This window comes from Shimia sp. MIT1388 (assembly GCF_047124445.1).
Classification (GTDB): Bacteria; Pseudomonadota; Alphaproteobacteria; order Rhodobacterales; family Rhodobacteraceae; genus Shimia.
This window is the reverse complement of the sequence record NZ_CP138921.1, coordinates 1,050,546-1,066,112: the sequence shown is the minus strand read 5'-3', so window position 1 is coordinate 1,066,112 and position 15,567 is coordinate 1,050,546. Positions and strand designations below refer to the sequence as shown.

The window sequence follows — 15,567 nt, the reverse complement described above, 5'->3', positions numbered from 1 at the left end:
CCCCTGTGTAGAACCTGCACGTCGGAGTGGCAATTGACCCTTGCTGCCTGCTTAATTTTTGAGCATACGCCAAAAACTGCTACAATAATGACCAATATCCCCGGTGATTTGTTTGAGTTTGACCAAGAGGTCAGATACGCCGAGGGCACTGCACAAGGATTAGGCACGTGACCGTTCAAGTCGCACATCTCACTCTGACACCCCCTGTTTTTCTGGCGCCGCTGGCCGGAATCACCGATCGCCCGTTCCGCGATCTGGTGGGCAGTTTTGGCGCCGGATTGGTGGTGAGCGAGATGGTTGCCAGTCAGGAGATGGTGCAGGCCAAGCCGGGTGTGCGCGAACGGGCGGAACTGGGATTCGGGGACGCCACCACGTCGGTGCAGCTTGCCGGGCGAGAGGCGCATTGGATGGCAGAAGCGGCCCGGCAGGTGGAGGCCAATGGGGCGACGCTGATTGACATCAACATGGGCTGTCCGGCGAAGAAGGTGACCAGCGCCAGCGGGGCCGGGGCCAGTGGATCAGCTTTGATGAAAGATTTGGACCACGCGCTGACGCTGATTGAGGCGGTTGTGGGCGCGGTTAAAATTCCGGTGACGCTCAAGACCCGGCTGGGGTGGGACGACAATATGTTAAATGCGCCGGAGCTGGCGCAGCGGGCGGAAAACGCCGGGGTGCAGATGTTGACCATTCACGGGCGCACGCGGTGTCAGTTTTACAAAGGGTCCGCAGATTGGGCGGCGATCAAAGGCGTGAAAGACGTTGTGTCGATCCCGGTGATTGCCAATGGCGACATTGTGGATGTGGCCACAGCCAAAGCGGCATTGGCGGCGTCTGGCGCAGATGGCGTCATGGTAGGGCGCGGGGCGCAGGGCAAGCCCTGGCTGTTGGCGCAGATGGCGGCGGAGCTGTTTGGTGGCGATGCGCCAGAAGAGCCCAAAGGGCAGGACTTAGTGGAGATGGTGCAGGGGCACTATGCGGCGATGCTGTCGTTTTACGGCGTGGATCTGGGCCTGCGCGTCGCCCGCAAACATCTGGGGTGGTACATGGATCATGTTGGCACAGACGCCGGCTTGCGCCGCAGGGTGCAGACCAGCCGCGACACCGAGGAAGTGATGGCGCTTTTGGCGGAGGCTTTAGTGCCGACAAACGACATTCCAAGCGATGGAGAAGCGGCATGAGTGCGCAGAATCCGATTTGGAGCAGCTTGCCGGTGCCCGCACTGGTGGTCGATGAAAGTGATGTGATCCTGCGGATCAATCCGGCGGCGGAGATGTTTTTGAACGCTTCGTCCAAGTCCATGGTGGGGCAGCCGATCTGGGACAAGGTGATGATCGATGCGCCGCTCGAGGAAGCGTTTCATCGGGCGCGGGAACATGGCACGCCGCTGTTTGTGAATGATGCGGATATTGGCACCGGGGACGGGCCGCCAGTGCAGTGCAACCTGCAGATTGCGCCGCTGGCGGATGCGCCGGGAGAGATGTTGTTCCTGATTTCCAGTCGGGAATTGGCCGGGCGGATGACGCGCAGCCATTCCGTAAAGTCTTCGGCCAAGTCGGCGATTGGCATGGCGGAAATGCTGGCGCATGAGATCAAAAATCCGCTGGCTGGTATCACTGGCGCGGCGCAGCTTCTGTCGATGAACCTGAGCCCGGATGATCTGGAGCTGACCGATCTGATCGTGGAAGAAAGCCGCCGGATTGTGAAGCTGCTGGAGCAGGTGGAGCAGTTTGGGAACCTCTCACTGCCGCAGCGCAAACCGGTGAACATTCACGATGTGCTCGACCGGGCGCGGCGCTCTGCGCTGGTGAGCTATGGCGCGCATATGCAGATCATCGAGGATTATGACCCGTCCTTGCCACCCGCCGAAGGAGATGCGGATCAACTGCTGCAAGTGGTGCTGAACTTGCTGAAGAACGCCAGTGAAGCGGCTGAAAAGTCAGGCATAATTCGCATTCGAACGTATTACGAGCACAGCTTCCGTTTGCGGCGGGCAGATGGCACCGGACAGCCATTGCCGTTGCAGATCGAGATTATCGATGACGGACCTGGCCTGCCGGATGATCTTAAGGGGGACGTATTCGATCCCTTTGTGTCAGGGCGTGAAAACGGCACCGGTCTCGGCCTCGCTTTGGTCAGCAAAATCATTTCCGATCATGGTGGCATGATTACGGTGGACTCCGTGCCTGGGCGCACGGTGTTCAAACTCTCGCTTCCGCGGGCAAGCAAAGACACACTCAAAGCATATGAGGAGAGCCTCTGATGGATGGCACGGTTCTGGTTGCAGATGATGATCGAACAATCCGCACGGTTTTGACGCAGGCACTCACGCGGGCGGGATGCAAGGTGCACGCCACGTCTTCTCTGACCACGCTGATGCGGTGGGTTGGCGAAGGCAAAGGCGATGTGGTGATCACCGATGTGATGATGCCAGATGGCAATGGCCTGGAGATGCTGCCGAAGATTTCCGAGGACCGCCCTGGGTTGCCAGTGATCGTGATTTCGGCACAGAACACCATCATGACGGCCATTCAGGCCGCGGAAGCCGAGGCGTATGACTATCTGCCCAAGCCATTTGACTTGCCGGATTTGATGAAGCGCACGGGAAAAGCGCTGGAACAAAAACGGCGCGCGCCGTCCGCGCCGGTAGCGGAAGATGAGCGGCCGGATGAGTTGCCTTTGGTGGGACGCACGGCGGCGATGCAGGCGCTTTACCGCTTGGTGGCGCGGGTGATGAATACCGATTTGCCGGTGTTGATTTCTGGCGAAAGTGGTACAGGCAAGTCGCTGATTGCGAAAGAAATCCATGACTTTTCAGATCGCCGCAACCTGCCGTTTGTCGTGGTGAACGCGGCGGACCTGAGTGATTTGGAGGGGCCGGCGAAGGTTCTTGCCAAGGCTAAGGGCGGCACTATTCTGTTTGACGAGATTGGCGACATTGATGACGAGGTGCAGGCCCGCATTGTGCGCATGATGGACACGCCAGGGGAGCACAATCCACGCTTTATGGCGACCAGCCAGGTGAATTTGAACGCGGCGATGGACAGCGGTTCCGTGCGGCAGGATCTGTATTACCGACTGAACGGTGCGGCGATCCATGTGCCAGCACTGCGCGAACGCGTGGACGACATTCCGCTGCTGGTCGAGCACTTTCTTAATCGGGCAGAACGGGAAGGCGCGCCGATGCGGGTGTTCTCGGATGAGGCGATGGAGTTGTTCCGCGCCTATAGCTGGCCGGGCAATGTGCGGCAGTTGGAGAACGCGGTGCGGCGGCTGGTCCTGACCGCCCAGGCCGATGAGGTCACACGCGGCGAGGCGGAGATGATGCTGGGGGCGCAGCCGCAGGCAGGGCCGCTTTTGGGCGGTGATGACAGCGAAAAACTGTCGGCCTCTGTGGCGCGCCACCTGCGCCGGTATTTTGATCTGCATGGCAATATGCTGCCACCGGCGGGGCTCTATGCGCGAATCCTGCGGGAGATTGAATTGCCGCTGATTGAGATCGCGTTGGATGCGACAGGGGGCAATCAGGCGAAATGTGCTGATTTGTTGGGGATCAACCGGAATACGCTTCGTAAAAAAATCACGGATTTGGATATTCACGTGACACGTCGCCGCAAATTGATGTAAAAAGGCCACATAAGCGTGGCGCGCGGGCCGCACTCTGAGAAAAAGAGTCGGGGCTTAGAACGCGACACAGAATATGGCGGTGGGCCGCGAGAGCGGTACCAAATCAATTGAGGAAGTCGGGTGTCTAGCCGGACAGTGACCAGTCATTGGGCGCGTTTTCAGCGTCTTCGCAGGCAGAGGCGTGTCCAGAATGCCGCAACCTTGGGGTTGGTGGTGCTGGGGCCGGTACTGGCGCTCGCGACCTTCCTTGTGCTGGGTCCGTTTGACCTTGGCGCGTCGTCCAACGGCCTACGGGCGATTCTTTTAGCCGACCTTGTCTATGTGCTCGTGGTGGCAACTTTGGTGTTGCAAAACGTCATGCGGGCGATTGCGTCGCGGCGGGCTAAATCGGTTGGCTCTCGACTGCATCTGCGGCTGACGGGGGCCTTTGCGCTTTTGGCGTTGGTGCCAGCGGTGACTGTGGCGGTGTTTGCCGGATTGACGTTGAACATCGGTCTTGAGGGCTGGTTCAGTGAGCGGGTACGGCAGGTGGTTGGGAACTCGCTGTCGGCGGCGCAGGCCTATGAGCAAGAGCACATCGTTGGGCTGGAAGAAGACGCCGGATTGCTGGCGGATTTCCTCAACGACAACAAGCGCCGTAGTTTTGGCCTCGATGCGGGCGAAGTGCGCGTTTTGCTAGCCTCCGGTCAGGTGCAAATTCAACGCGGCTTGAAAGAAGCCTTTGTGATCGACAGTGCCGGTGAGATTCAGGCACGCGGAGAGCGGTCCTACCTGTTTGATTATGAAAAGCCGTCTGAAGCGGACATGCAGGTGGCGATTGACGAAGGCTCAGTGATCATTCGCGACCTGGAAAACAACGAGATGCGGGCGCTGGTGCGGCTGGACGCGTTTCTGGATCGGTTTCTGTATATCAGTCGAGACGTGGATGCGGAGATTTTCCAGCTTTTGGACGACACGCAGGCCAGTGCCCGGCTGTATTCGCAGTTGGAAAGCGAGCGCGGGCAGCGGCTGTTTGAATTTGGCATGATTTATCTTGGCTTTGCGCTGATCCTTGTTTTGGCGGCGATCTGGATGGGCATGTGGTTTGCGGAACGGCTGTCGCGGCCGGTGGGTCGATTGACCGGCGCGGCGCAGCGCGTGGGCGCGGGCGATCTGGATGTGCGCGTGATGGAAGAGGATGGCGACGATGAAATCGCCATGCTGAGCCGCTACTTCAACCAGATGACGCGGCAGTTGAAGGCGCAGCGCGAGACGTTGTTGGACAACACGCGGCAGATTGATCGGCGGCGACGGATGTTTGACTCGGTGCTGAGCTCGGTAACCTCGGGCGTTGTTGGGCTGGACAGCGACGGCAAGGTGGCGTTTGTGAACCGTTCCGCCCAGCGCCTGTTGGATTGGGATGAAGATCGGCAAGAGATGCCGCTGACGCTGGCGGTGCCGGAGTTTGGGCCGTTGCTGGAAGAGTTGAAATCCAGCGGTAAAGAAGTGGCGCAGGAAGAGGTGAAAGTCAGCCGGTCCGGACGATTGGAAAATCTGCTGGTGCGGATGTCCACCCGGCGGCGCGACAATGGCTCGCTTGAGGGCTATGTGGTGGCGTTTGACGATGTGACCGACCTTGTGACGGCGCAGCGCATGGCGGCCTGGGGCGATGTGGCGCGTCGGATTGCCCATGAGATCAAGAACCCGCTGACGCCGATTCAGCTGAGTGCGGAGCGCATTCGGCGCAAATTTGCCAGCAAGGTCGGCGAAGAGAGCGATCAGCTTGAGCAGATGACCGAGGTCATTGTACGGCAAACCAATGACCTGCGCCGGATTGTGGATGAGTTCTCCAAATTTGCCCGGATGCCGGAGCCGGAGCGTAAGTCGGTTGACGTTGTAGAGTTGGTGTCGGGCGCAGTGCTTTTGCAAGAGGCGGGGCAGCCGGATGTGCGGTTTGAACGGGACATTTGCAAAGGGCCGATGGCGGCGGATCTGGATGCGACGATGATTTCTCAGGCCTTGACGAACTTGATCAAGAACGCCGGGGAAGCCATTGAAACTTTGCGGGAAAAAGGTGCGCCGGACGGGTTTGCGCCGGAAATACATGTGAGTTTGGTCCGGGACGCGGATCAGGCGGTGGTGCGGATTGCGGACAACGGCATTGGCTTGCCGGAAGACCGCGCGCGTTTGTTTGAGCCTTATGTCACCACGCGGGACAAGGGCACGGGTCTTGGTCTCCCGATTGTGAAAAAGATCATCGAAGAACACGGCGGGCAGCTCGCGCTGCTGGATGCGCCGGTGTTTGACAACAATTCCCACGCAGGTGCGATGGCCGAAGTTCGGCTGCCGCTGTCTCAGCAGGCTGTGGCTGCGATGGAATCCAAAGAGAGCGAGCGAGTATTATGAGTGACATCCTGATCGTAGATGACGAACGCGATATCCGGGAGTTGATTTCGGATATTTTGAAGGACGAAGGCTACACCACGCGGCTTGCGGGCAATTCTGATGACGCCATGGCGGAGGTGACCAGCGCGCAGCCGGCGCTGATGATCCTCGATATCTGGCTCAAAGACAGCAACATGGATGGCATCGACATCCTTAAGGCGGTGAAAAACGACTATCCGGAAGTGCCGGTGGTGATTATTTCGGGGCATGGCAATATTGAAATTGCGGTCGCAGCGATCAAGCAGGGCGCTTATGACTTCATCGAGAAGCCGTTCAACATTGACCAGCTTTTGGTGGTGATCAAACGTGCGATGGAGACCAGCCGCCTGCGCCGTGAAAATACGGAGTTGAAACGTCAGGACAGTAAGCCAACTGAGTTGGTCGGCGACAGCGCGGCGTTCCGAGGCATGATTTCGCAGTTGGACAAGGTCACGCGCTCCAATGGACGGGTGATGCTAACTGGCCCTGCGGGTGTCGGGAAAGACGTGGCGGCGCGCTATATTCACGCGAACTCCAATCGGGCCGGGGCGCCGTTTGTGACGGTGTCTTGTGCGGGCATGGACCCGGATCGGGTGGAAGAGATCCTGTTTGGCCGCGAGAGCGCGGAGCGGGGTGTTGAGACTGGTTTGTTGGAGCAGGCCAACGGCGGCGTGATTTACTTTGACGAGGTGGCGGATATGCCGCTGGCGGCGCAGAGCAAAATCTTGCGGGTTCTGGTGGATCAGCAGTTTGCCCGCGTGGGAGGGGCCAAGAAGGTGCGGGTTGATCTGCGGGTGATTTCCTCGACCAACCGCAACTTGAAACAGGCCATCGACGCGGGGACCTTCCGCGAAGAGCTGTATCACCGGCTGAATGTGGTTCCGATCTCGGTGCCGTCTTTGGAGGAACGGCGTGAGGATATTCCGGCGCTGGCGGCGTATTTCCTGGCGCAGCTGAATGATGCGCAGGGCTTGCCGCTGCGCGAGCTGAGCGCGGATGCGGCGGCGTTGATGCAGACCATGGTGTGGCCAGGCAACGTGCGTCAGTTGAAAAATCTGATCGAGCGGGTGTTGATCCTGGGGGACGGGCAGGGGCCGATTGAGTGCCGTGAGTTGCCGGGGGAAAGCGATGCCCCTGCGGAAGAAGGCCGTGTGGTGTTGTCCGGTGCGTTGGCAACCTTGCCATTGCGTGAAGCGCGGGAAGCGTTTGAACGAGAATACCTGCTGACGCAGATCAATCGGTTTGGCGGCAATATCAGCCGCACCGCCAGCTTTGTTGGCATGGAACGCAGCGCGTTGCACCGCAAACTGAAGTCGCTGGGCGTGGTGACCTCCAACAAGGCAGGCACACGGGTGGCGCATGTCACCGGAGAAGAAGAGGAAGCCCGTGAAGCCGGGTGATCCCGGTTTCCTAACGCTTTAGAGCGGTTTGGTCAGGTCGATAATCACGCGGCCGTTGTCGGTGCGTAGGCCGCAGATGTTGGGGCTGAGCTCTGGGGCAACGGTGATTGGCGCATAAGAACGGCCCGCGATCTGCTCGTCTTTGCAATAAGGGATACTGACGCGGGCGTAGCCGCGTTCTTCCATACAATTGCGCGCGGCGGAGTAACGTGGGCCTTCATTGATGTCATAGCTTTCCGGGCGCTGGCCGATAATGCGGCCGTCTGCTGCGTAGATTGGCCACCAGTCGGTGACAATGCGCGGCGGGTATCTGTCGGAAGCAAAGCGATTGCACTGGGCTTGGTCCACATTGCGCTCGGTCTTGGTTTTACCGGGCTGATACATCGTCGAAAATTCGGTGCAGCTGGACAGCGCCAGCAAGAGACATCCGGTCAGAATTGGCTGTTTCATCAAAAACTCCTGGGCGATGCCGGATCAAATGGGCTTGCTGAGATCGACAAGGGCGACGCCGCCGCCTTGTGCGCGGATTGCGCAGAGGTTGGGGGCAGGTTTGGGAGCGCCCGTCACCGGGGTGAACTGGCGGCCAGCCAGTTGCTCATCGGAGCAAATCGGGTGAGTCACGGCGGAATACCCCTTTAAGGACATGCAGTCGCGCCGATGCTCTGCGCGCATTCCGGCGTTCACGTCGCGGGTCTGGATGTGGTTGCCGCCCCAATAGCCGGGATAGCCGCCCCAATAGCCGCCTGCGTAGCCACCATAGCCACCGTGGTATCCGCCATAAACGGTGGTGGTGAAGGTGGCGGATGGGAAAAGTCGGTTGGCCTCGACCGAGCAGGCGGTGTCATCGCGCGACGCGGTTTCTCGGGAGACGCCTGGTTTGGCAAAGCCGGAGTAGGAGGTTGGGCTGCATGCCGCGAGGGAAACGCCTAATATGGCAAAAAGGGCTGCTGTCCGCATGAGACTCACCTATGACGCAAATGCTTGAAACTTAAGCCAATCAAAGCCGGTCTGGGCGCGGGGGTCAATGGTAACAATTGACCTGCCTTCCCCCTTCTGGCATGGCTGAGAGCCGAAACCCAAGAGGGAAGCGCATGAAAGTCATTATCTGTGGGGCTGGTCAGGTTGGGTGGCAGATTGCCCGCCATTTGTCCGGTGAAAACAATGACGTTACCGTTGTTGACAACAACCCCGAGCTGGTGCGGCGCGCCACGGATACATTGGATGTGCAAGGTATTTCCGGGTTTGCGAGCTATCCGGATGTGCTGGACCGGGCCGGAGCGCGGGATGCCGATATGGTGATTGCGGCGACGTATTCTGACGAGGTCAATATGGTGACCTGTCAGGTGTCGCACTCCGTGTTCAAAGTGCCCCGCAAGATCGCGCGTCTGCGCAGCCAATCCTATCTGGATGTGCTGTATTCCGATCTGTATCGGCGCGATCATATGCCGATTGATGTGGTGATTTCACCGGAGCGCGAGGTGGCGGATGCGGCGCTGAAACGTCTGGCAACGCCCAAGGCGTTTGATGCGGAGACCTTCCTGGGCGGCAAAGTGCAGATGCTGGGCCTGACGCTGGACGAAGACTGTCCGGTGGTGAACACGCCGCTGCGCCAGCTGACCGATCTGTTCTCCACTTTGAGTGCTGTGGTGGTGGGCGTGCGCCGCAGTGGCACGCTGATTGCGCCGGAGCCGGGCGATCAGCTTTTTGTCGGAGATGATATCTACGTCTTTACGCTGGCGGAAGATGTGAGCCGCACCATGGAGGTGTTTGGCAAACAACAGAAAAAACAAGAACGGGCGGTGATTGTGGGCGGCGGGAACGTTGGCCTGATGGTGGCACAGCGGCTGGAGGCCAGTGCCTCGCGGGTGCGCACCAAGATCATTGAGCGCGACCGGAAGGTGGCGGAACGGGCTGCCGAAGCGTTGGAGCGCACGATTGTTCTTAATGGCGATGGCATGGATGTGGCGTTGCTTGCCGAAGCTGGGGTGGATCGTGCAGATGCGGTTCTCGCGGTGACGGATGACGACAAGACCAACATGCTCGCCTCGGTGCGGTCCAAATCTGCGGGCTGTCCGCTGGCGATTTCCTTGATCAACGACCCGACGCTGGCGCCCCTGATGACGCCGCTGGAGATTGATGCGTTTATCAACCCGCGCGCCACAACGGTGAGCTCGATCCTACGCCATATTCGCCATGGGCGAGTGAAAGACGTCTACTCTGTCGGAGATACCGAGGCGGAGATCATCGAGGCGGAAGTGCTGTCGACCTCTCCAATCGCCGGACAAATGGTGCGCGACATTGATTTTCCGGAAGGGGTGTTGATCGGCGCGATCCTGAAAGGCTCCGAAGTGGTGAAACCCAAAGGGGGCACGCGTATTGATGAAGGCGACGTGATTGTGCTGTTTTCCCTGACCGCAGATGTGCCGGAAGTGGAGCGGCTGCTGCAGGTCTCCATCGACTTTTTCTAAGCCATGAGATTGGGGCTCTCGCAAATTCCGCTGTTTGTGCAGATGGTGCTGTTTTCCGGCGTCATGATGCTGGTGCCTGCGGTGCTGGCGTCTTACCAGGATCAGCACTTTGTTGCGCGGATGTTCTTTTATGGCGGCATTCTGGTGCTGTTCACCTGTGTGCTGATTGCGATTGCCATTCAAGGGACCAAGCGGCGGGCGCGGACTTCTGACAATCTGAAAGCGTTGTTTTTTGCGGTGACCCTGCTGCCTGCGGTTCTGGCCTGGCCGATGTATGAGGCGTTGGATGTGGTGCCGTTTCTGGATGTCTATTTTGAAATGGTCAGCAGCCTGACAACCACTGGCATGACCATTTATGAGCCGGCGAGCATGCTGGTCGATCCGCTGCATCTGTGGCGCGGAATGGTAGGCTGGCTTGGTGGCCTGTTGATGTGGATTGCAGCTGCGGCGGTTTTGGCGCCGTTGAGCCTTGGCGGGTTTGAAGTGACCGCTGTGGGGGAGCCGGGGCAGGTGAGTACGAGCCTTGGCCATATGCAGCGCGCGCATCCGATGAAGCGTTGGAGCAAAGCGGCGCAGGGGTTGGTGCCGATCTATGCCGGGCTGACGTTTGCCTTGGCCGTGATGCTGATCATTCTTGGGGACAGCCCGTTTGTGGCGACCATGCATGCAATGGCAACCATGTCGACCAGCGGGATTTCGGCGGTGGGCGGTGTTGGGCACAGTGTGAGCGGCGTGTCTGGCGAGATGGTGATCTTCCTGTTCCTTTTGTTTGCCTTGTCGCGCGGGACATTTAGCTCCGACACCGGATCAGTGCGGCGCAACAACCTGTGGGAGGACCCGGAGTTGCGGCTTGGGTTTTTGATTGTGGCGGTTGTGCCCACGGCGCTGTTCATGCGCCATTGGGTGGGCGCGTTTGAAGGGGATGCAACGCAAGATCCCATGGCGGCTTTGAAAGCGGCTTGGGGGGGCTTGTTCACTGTGATGAGTTTCCTGACCACCACCGGGTTTCAGAGTGGGGAATGGGATGTTGCCCGCGAATGGAGCGGCTTGTCCGCGCCGGGTCTGATCCTGATGGCTTTGGCAATGGTCGGCGGTGGTGTAGCCACCACGGCGGGTGGTGTGAAGCTGTTGCGAGTCTATGCGCTTTACGTGCAGGGGCTTGGGGAAATGGAACGGCTGGTGCATCCCAACGTGGTGTTGGGGCGGCGCAGAACCGGAGCGCGGCAGATCCGACGCAAGGGCGCGGTGATTGCCTGGGTGTTTTTTATGCTGTTTGCGCTGTCGATTGCGACGGTGACCATTTCGCTGGCGTTGCTTGGAAATGACTTTCAGGAGGCGGCAATTTTGGCGATTGCGGCGCTGACCACGGCGGGGCCGTTGACGCAAATCGCCGGGGAGTTCCCGATTGCGATTTCGTCGCTTGGTGTCGCAGAAAAGCTTATTTTATGTGCAGCTATGACCTTCGGGAGACTGGAGGCATTGGCCATCATCGCATTGATTTCACCGGATTTGTGGCAGAAATGATGCGGTTTACGTTGGGCCTGACCAAAAACTTAACAATTTAGGCTGGTAAGTCATAAATCCACGTTCCATACTCGCCGCGCACGACTACCCGATGCACAAACAAGAACAAAGGCAAGCGCGACATGGCTTCGGATCGACAGAATCTCCAAGATGCATTTTTAAATCACGTCCGGAAAACCAAAGTTCCGGTAACCATTTTCCTGATCAATGGCGTAAAATTGCAGGGTGTGATCACCTGGTTTGACAATTTTTGTGTGTTGTTGCGCCGCGATGGTCAGAGCCAACTGGTGTACAAACACGCGATCTCGACAATCATGCCGGCGCAGCCGATTTCTCTTTACGAGGGTGAAGACGCCTCTTGATGGAGCATGACACGCAGGTGACCCGCGCTTGGGTCCTGCATCCCGATATCACTGGCGCTGATGTGCGGCGCGAGGCCTCTTTCGCTTTGGAAGAGGCCATTTCGCTTGCGGCTGCTTTGCCGGAGTTGGAAGTTGTTGGCTCAAACGTGGTGCGCTTGCCACGGGCGCAGCCGGGCAAGCTGTTTGGCTCTGGCAAAATCGAAGAGCTCAAGGCGCTGTTCAAAGCCAATGAAGTGGAGCTGGTCCTGATTGACGGGCCGGTCACGCCTGTGCAGCAACGCAACCTTGAGAAGGAATGGAAGGTCAAACTTCTGGACCGGACCGGGTTGATCTTGGAGATCTTCTCGGATCGCGCGCGCACGCGAGAAGGCGTGTTGCAGGTTGAGATGGCGGCGCTGTCCTATCAGCGCACCCGTCTGGTGCGGGCTTGGACCCACCTTGAGCGCCAGCGTGGCGGTCTTGGGTTTGTGGGTGGCCCTGGGGAAACCCAGATCGAGGCCGACCGACGGGCGATTGATGACCAATTGGTGCGGCTGAGGCGGCAGTTGGCGAAGGTTGTGAAAACCCGCGAATTGCACCGCAAAGCACGCGCGAAAGTGCCGTTCCCGATTGTCGCGCTGGTGGGCTACACCAACGCCGGAAAATCCACGCTTTTCAATCGTGTGACCGGTGCGGATGTGATGGCGAAGGACATGCTCTTTGCCACATTGGACCCGACCATGCGGGCGGTGGAATTGCCCAACAATGGGCCGGAAGTGATCCTGTCGGACACGGTGGGGTTTATCAGTGATCTGCCCACGCAGCTGGTGGCGGCCTTCCGCGCGACCTTGGAAGAGGTTCTGGCAGCGGATCTGGTGCTGCATGTGCGTGACATCGCACACCCGGAAAACCAGCATCAGGCCGAAGATGTGACCACCATTCTGGAAGAGCTGGGGCTAAGCGAAGACACGCCTCAAATTGAGGTCTGGAACAAGATCGACCTGCTGAGCGCCGATGAGCGGGATGCGGTGGTTGCCAAAGCTGAGCGCGAGGATGCGATTTTTGCTGTGTCTGCGGTGAGCGGGCAGGGGTTGGACGAGATGTTTGCCGCCATTGCGCAGGCGCTGTCTGGCGAAAAGACCCGCGAAATGCTGACCCTGTCGTTTGCAGAGGGCAAAGGGCGCGCGTGGCTGTTCAAGGAAGGCGTTGTGGAAGCCGAAGACCAGACCGAGGACGGCTTTGAAATCACCGTCCTTTGGTCGCCAAAGCAACGCGCGCAGTTTGAAGGGCTTTAAGCCCTTTATTGCGCGCGTGGCGTAAGCGTGGTGACGCCCACCGCGGCTGCGCGGGCCAGTTCTTCGTCCAAGGACATCGGGATGTATTCGCCGCGGCGCCAAAGCTGCGCCATGTCATCGTAGAAGCGTGACAGGAAGTGGCCGGATTGTCCGGTGGAGATGATGAAGACCGAGCTGTCTGGGTCGGCAAAGTCATAGACGCCGCGATAGCCCGCTGCATGCACGTTCAGGAATGGGTTGTCGCCGGTGCCGGAAGTTTTGCCGCGCTGGAGCGTGTTGTCGCCGCCGGAGGTGGACTGGCGGATGTTCACGAAGAAACGTAGCACCGGCACTTTGCCAAGGACCTGATGATCATGGGTGGCTTGGTGCACGTCGCCCCAACGCAGAGCTTCAAGCTGTTGGCCGTAGCGTTCTTCTATCGCGATCAAAGCGTCGTCCAGCGCAAGACGTGCCATGTCGGCGCAGGATTCTTTGGGCGCGCTTTGGCGTACGTCACACCATTCGGCTGCACCGCCAACATTGCGGAATACACGTTCGATGAAGAGCGGCTCGACATGGGTGAATTCATCGGCCAGTGGGCCGAGGTCGTCTCGGATCAGGCGTTCTTGTAGAGCACGGGTCCAGGCGGCGTAGATCAGTGGCTCCGGCATATGCTCGTTCATTTCGCCGTTCCACTCGGACAGCAGGGTCAGGGCGCGTTGGCGTTGACGTTCGCGAGAACCTTCGGGCGCGGCTTCGCCGGTGAACCAGAGGTCAGCCCCTATGAGCGGAAGCAGCGCGCGGGCGGAAAAGCTGACCGTATCCTGTTGCGCTTCGATAAAGCTGTCGCGGGTGTGCACGCGGCGGGATTGCATCAGTCGGGTCCAGCGCTGGATACGTTGGCTGTCGCCCCAGACGTGGGAGATATGCGCTGGGAAAGGCCGCTCTACCACTTTGTTGTTGGTGTTGCCGACGATGCCGCCGACGGGCGCGATGAAGGACGGATTGGCGGAGGCATCAAAGGTGCCTTGCCAGCGGTTTTCCGCGCGCCAGCCAAGCGCGGGCAAACGGCCCTGGCTTTGGTGGTTGGTGGTGCGTTTAGGCAGCGCTCCGATCAGCTTCATGCCAATGTTTTCGCGGTCTGCCAGGGTCAGTGTGAGGCCGGGGGCAATGTGGCCTTCAGTGGCCTGCATTCCGTCCTCTACGGATTTGGCAAACATCAGAGCCATAAGCGCGCTGGTGGAGGTATCGCGCGGGCTGAGCGCGGTCCATTGGAGCGCCGCGACGTGGCCGGGGGGCGTGATGGTGCCCAGGTTGAAGTCGGAGCCTGGCAGGACGGGGCCGTTTTCGGTCCAGCGCAGGGTGAGCGTGACCGGATCCGCGTCTTTGATGGTGATAATGGACTTGCGCGTGATGAAAGGTTTAAAGCCATGGGGGGTGCGGTAGAATTCAGAGTTGGACGGGTCCAGCTCTTCGATCATCACGTCCTGATCGTCAACATAGGCGGCGGTGACGCCCCAGCCGAGGTCATTGCTGCGTCCGGCCAGTACCACTGGGATGCCTGGAATTGTCGCACCGATCACGCCGCCAGAGGACAGCTCCAAGCGCGCGAGATACCAGATGGCAGGCGCGGACAGGCCAAGATGCGGGTCGTTGGCAAGCAGGGTGCCACCAGAGGCGCTGCGGTTGGGCGCGGCAGCCCAGGCATTTGACGCGCCGGAGAGACTTGGCAGAGCAAAGGGCGAAAGCGGATGCTCGGGCAGCGGCGTGCTTTTGGCAAAGCTTGGCGTGTTTGGCACCAGGCTGGCGTATTCAGGCAGAGCAGCCACACCAGTGCCGGGGGCGTCAGGCAGAATGTCGACGAGGCGCGCTTGATCCGGCAAGGCCAGCGAGGTGCGGGCGCGCAAGACTTCAAACTGCATATGCCCAGTGAGCTGCAGCGCCATAAGTTTTTGCAAAGCGATGGAGTCGGCCGGTTGCCATGGGGCAAAACTCTGTTTGAACAGGAAGAGTTCCGGCGCGCCGCGGCCAAGCGCTTCGGTGTTCACCTCATTGATGCGGGCGTTGACGCCACGGGCATAGGCCTCCAGCGCGGCGAGGGTTTCGTCGTCCTGCACCAAGACGGATTGACGGGCGACGCCTGCCAAATCAAAGCGGCGCATGAGTTTGTCGATGTCCAGAGTGCGTGGGCCAAAGACCTCAGACAGGCGGCCTTGCACGGTGCGGCGCATGGTCAGCATTTGCCACAGACGGTCTTGCGCGTGGGCATAGCCGAGGCCGAAGAACACGTCGTCGTCGGACTGTCCAAAAATGTGCGGTACGTTGGCGTTGTTGCGCACAATCTCGACGGGTTGCGTGATGCCCGTAACGGTTAGAGATTTGTCGTAGGTGGGCAGGCTGCGTGAGGCGAGGAAATAGACCAGCATGACGCCCAACACACATAGAATCACCAGGCCGCTCGCGATCCGCAAAAGCCATTGAAAGAATGTGGTCATGGGGCTGCCCTTGTTTGTTCTTGCCTTCTGCTTGCGCA

Annotated in this window: 12 protein-coding genes; 9 read left to right on the top strand and 3 right to left on the bottom strand. The window is 59.4% G+C overall.

What is annotated here, in order from left to right; all coding sequences use genetic code 11:
* Positions 1 to 167: 167 nt before the first annotated feature.
* The 5 genes from dusB to SIB92_RS05190 all read left to right on the top strand — a co-directional run bounded on the left by dusB (position 168) and on the right by SIB92_RS05190 (position 7,427).
* On the top strand, positions 168 to 1,178 hold the full coding sequence (gene dusB, locus SIB92_RS05210) for a tRNA dihydrouridine synthase DusB (protein ID WP_412554806.1): 1,011 nt from the start codon (positions 168 to 170) through the stop codon (positions 1,176 to 1,178).
* Entirely contained in the window at positions 1,175 to 2,260 is a 1,086-nt protein-coding gene (locus SIB92_RS05205) for a two-component system sensor histidine kinase NtrB (RefSeq protein WP_412554805.1), read from the top strand. The genes dusB and SIB92_RS05205 overlap by 4 nt, the downstream gene beginning before the upstream one ends.
* Positions 2,260 to 3,624, top strand: coding sequence for a response regulator (locus SIB92_RS05200; protein ID WP_412554804.1), 1,365 nt, complete (start codon positions 2,260 to 2,262; stop codon positions 3,622 to 3,624). The genes SIB92_RS05205 and SIB92_RS05200 overlap by 1 nt, the downstream gene beginning before the upstream one ends.
* Before the next feature lie 120 nt (positions 3,625 to 3,744).
* Positions 3,745 to 6,009 (top strand): ATP-binding protein, encoded by a 2,265-nt coding sequence (locus SIB92_RS05195; RefSeq protein ID WP_412554803.1) that lies wholly within the window; start codon positions 3,745 to 3,747, stop codon positions 6,007 to 6,009.
* Positions 6,006 to 7,427: a sigma-54-dependent transcriptional regulator gene (locus SIB92_RS05190; protein WP_412554802.1), complete on the top strand. Its 1,422-nt coding sequence runs from the start codon at positions 6,006 to 6,008 to the stop codon at positions 7,425 to 7,427. Before SIB92_RS05195 ends, SIB92_RS05190 begins: the two co-directional genes overlap by 4 nt.
* A gap of 18 nt (positions 7,428 to 7,445) precedes the next feature.
* Here the strand turns inward: SIB92_RS05190 and SIB92_RS05185 are convergent, their stop codons facing one another.
* Together SIB92_RS05185 and SIB92_RS05180 are read right to left on the bottom strand one after the other, a co-directional pair.
* Positions 7,446 to 7,877, bottom strand: coding sequence for a hypothetical protein (locus SIB92_RS05185; protein ID WP_412554801.1), 432 nt, complete (start codon positions 7,875 to 7,877; stop codon positions 7,446 to 7,448).
* Positions 7,878 to 7,901: 24 nt separating this feature from the next.
* A complete protein-coding gene (locus tag SIB92_RS05180; RefSeq protein ID WP_412554800.1) occupies positions 7,902 to 8,384 on the bottom strand; it encodes a hypothetical protein in 483 nt (160 codons plus the stop codon).
* 134 nt (positions 8,385 to 8,518) lie between these two features.
* On the opposite strand from SIB92_RS05180, the gene trkA reads away from it, so the two are divergent.
* The 4 genes from trkA to hflX all read left to right on the top strand — a co-directional run bounded on the left by trkA (position 8,519) and on the right by hflX (position 13,055).
* On the top strand, positions 8,519 to 9,895 hold the full coding sequence (gene trkA, locus SIB92_RS05175) for a Trk system potassium transporter TrkA (RefSeq protein WP_412554799.1): 1,377 nt from the start codon (positions 8,519 to 8,521) through the stop codon (positions 9,893 to 9,895).
* Between the two features lie 3 nt (positions 9,896 to 9,898).
* Positions 9,899 to 11,419 carry a potassium transporter TrkG gene (locus SIB92_RS05170; protein ID WP_412554798.1) on the top strand — a complete coding sequence of 507 codons (1,521 nt, stop codon included), beginning with the start codon at positions 9,899 to 9,901 and terminating at the stop codon, positions 11,417 to 11,419.
* A gap of 122 nt (positions 11,420 to 11,541) precedes the next feature.
* Complete coding sequence (hfq, locus tag SIB92_RS05165; protein WP_008204623.1) at positions 11,542 to 11,781, top strand: RNA chaperone Hfq; 240 nt, start codon at positions 11,542 to 11,544, stop codon at positions 11,779 to 11,781.
* On the top strand, positions 11,781 to 13,055 hold the full coding sequence (hflX, locus tag SIB92_RS05160; RefSeq protein ID WP_412554797.1) for a GTPase HflX: 1,275 nt from the start codon (positions 11,781 to 11,783) through the stop codon (positions 13,053 to 13,055). The genes hfq and hflX overlap by 1 nt, the downstream gene beginning before the upstream one ends.
* A gap of 5 nt (positions 13,056 to 13,060) precedes the next feature.
* On the opposite strand, the gene SIB92_RS05155 is transcribed toward hflX, so the two are convergent.
* Positions 13,061 to 15,529, bottom strand: a complete 2,469-nt coding sequence (locus SIB92_RS05155; RefSeq protein WP_412554796.1) for a penicillin acylase family protein — start codon at positions 15,527 to 15,529, stop codon at positions 13,061 to 13,063.
* Between the last annotated feature and the right edge of the window lie 38 nt (positions 15,530 to 15,567).

Coding starts and splice junctions, on each gene's coding strand:
- SIB92_RS05190 (WP_412554802.1), top strand. CDS start 6,006: ATGAGTGACATCCTGATCGTAGATGACGAACGCGATATCCGGGAGTTG.
- hflX (WP_412554797.1), top strand. CDS start 11,781: ATGGAGCATGACACGCAGGTGACCCGCGCTTGGGTCCTGCATCCCGAT.
- SIB92_RS05185 (WP_412554801.1), bottom strand. CDS start 7,877: ATGAAACAGCCAATTCTGACCGGATGTCTCTTGCTGGCGCTGTCCAGC.
- trkA (WP_412554799.1), top strand. CDS start 8,519: ATGAAAGTCATTATCTGTGGGGCTGGTCAGGTTGGGTGGCAGATTGCC.
- SIB92_RS05200 (WP_412554804.1), top strand. CDS start 2,260: ATGGATGGCACGGTTCTGGTTGCAGATGATGATCGAACAATCCGCACG.
- hfq (WP_008204623.1), top strand. CDS start 11,542: ATGGCTTCGGATCGACAGAATCTCCAAGATGCATTTTTAAATCACGTC.
- SIB92_RS05205 (WP_412554805.1), top strand. CDS start 1,175: ATGAGTGCGCAGAATCCGATTTGGAGCAGCTTGCCGGTGCCCGCACTG.
- SIB92_RS05180 (WP_412554800.1), bottom strand. CDS start 8,384: ATGCGGACAGCAGCCCTTTTTGCCATATTAGGCGTTTCCCTCGCGGCA.
- SIB92_RS05155 (WP_412554796.1), bottom strand. CDS start 15,529: ATGACCACATTCTTTCAATGGCTTTTGCGGATCGCGAGCGGCCTGGTG.
- SIB92_RS05170 (WP_412554798.1), top strand. CDS start 9,899: ATGAGATTGGGGCTCTCGCAAATTCCGCTGTTTGTGCAGATGGTGCTG.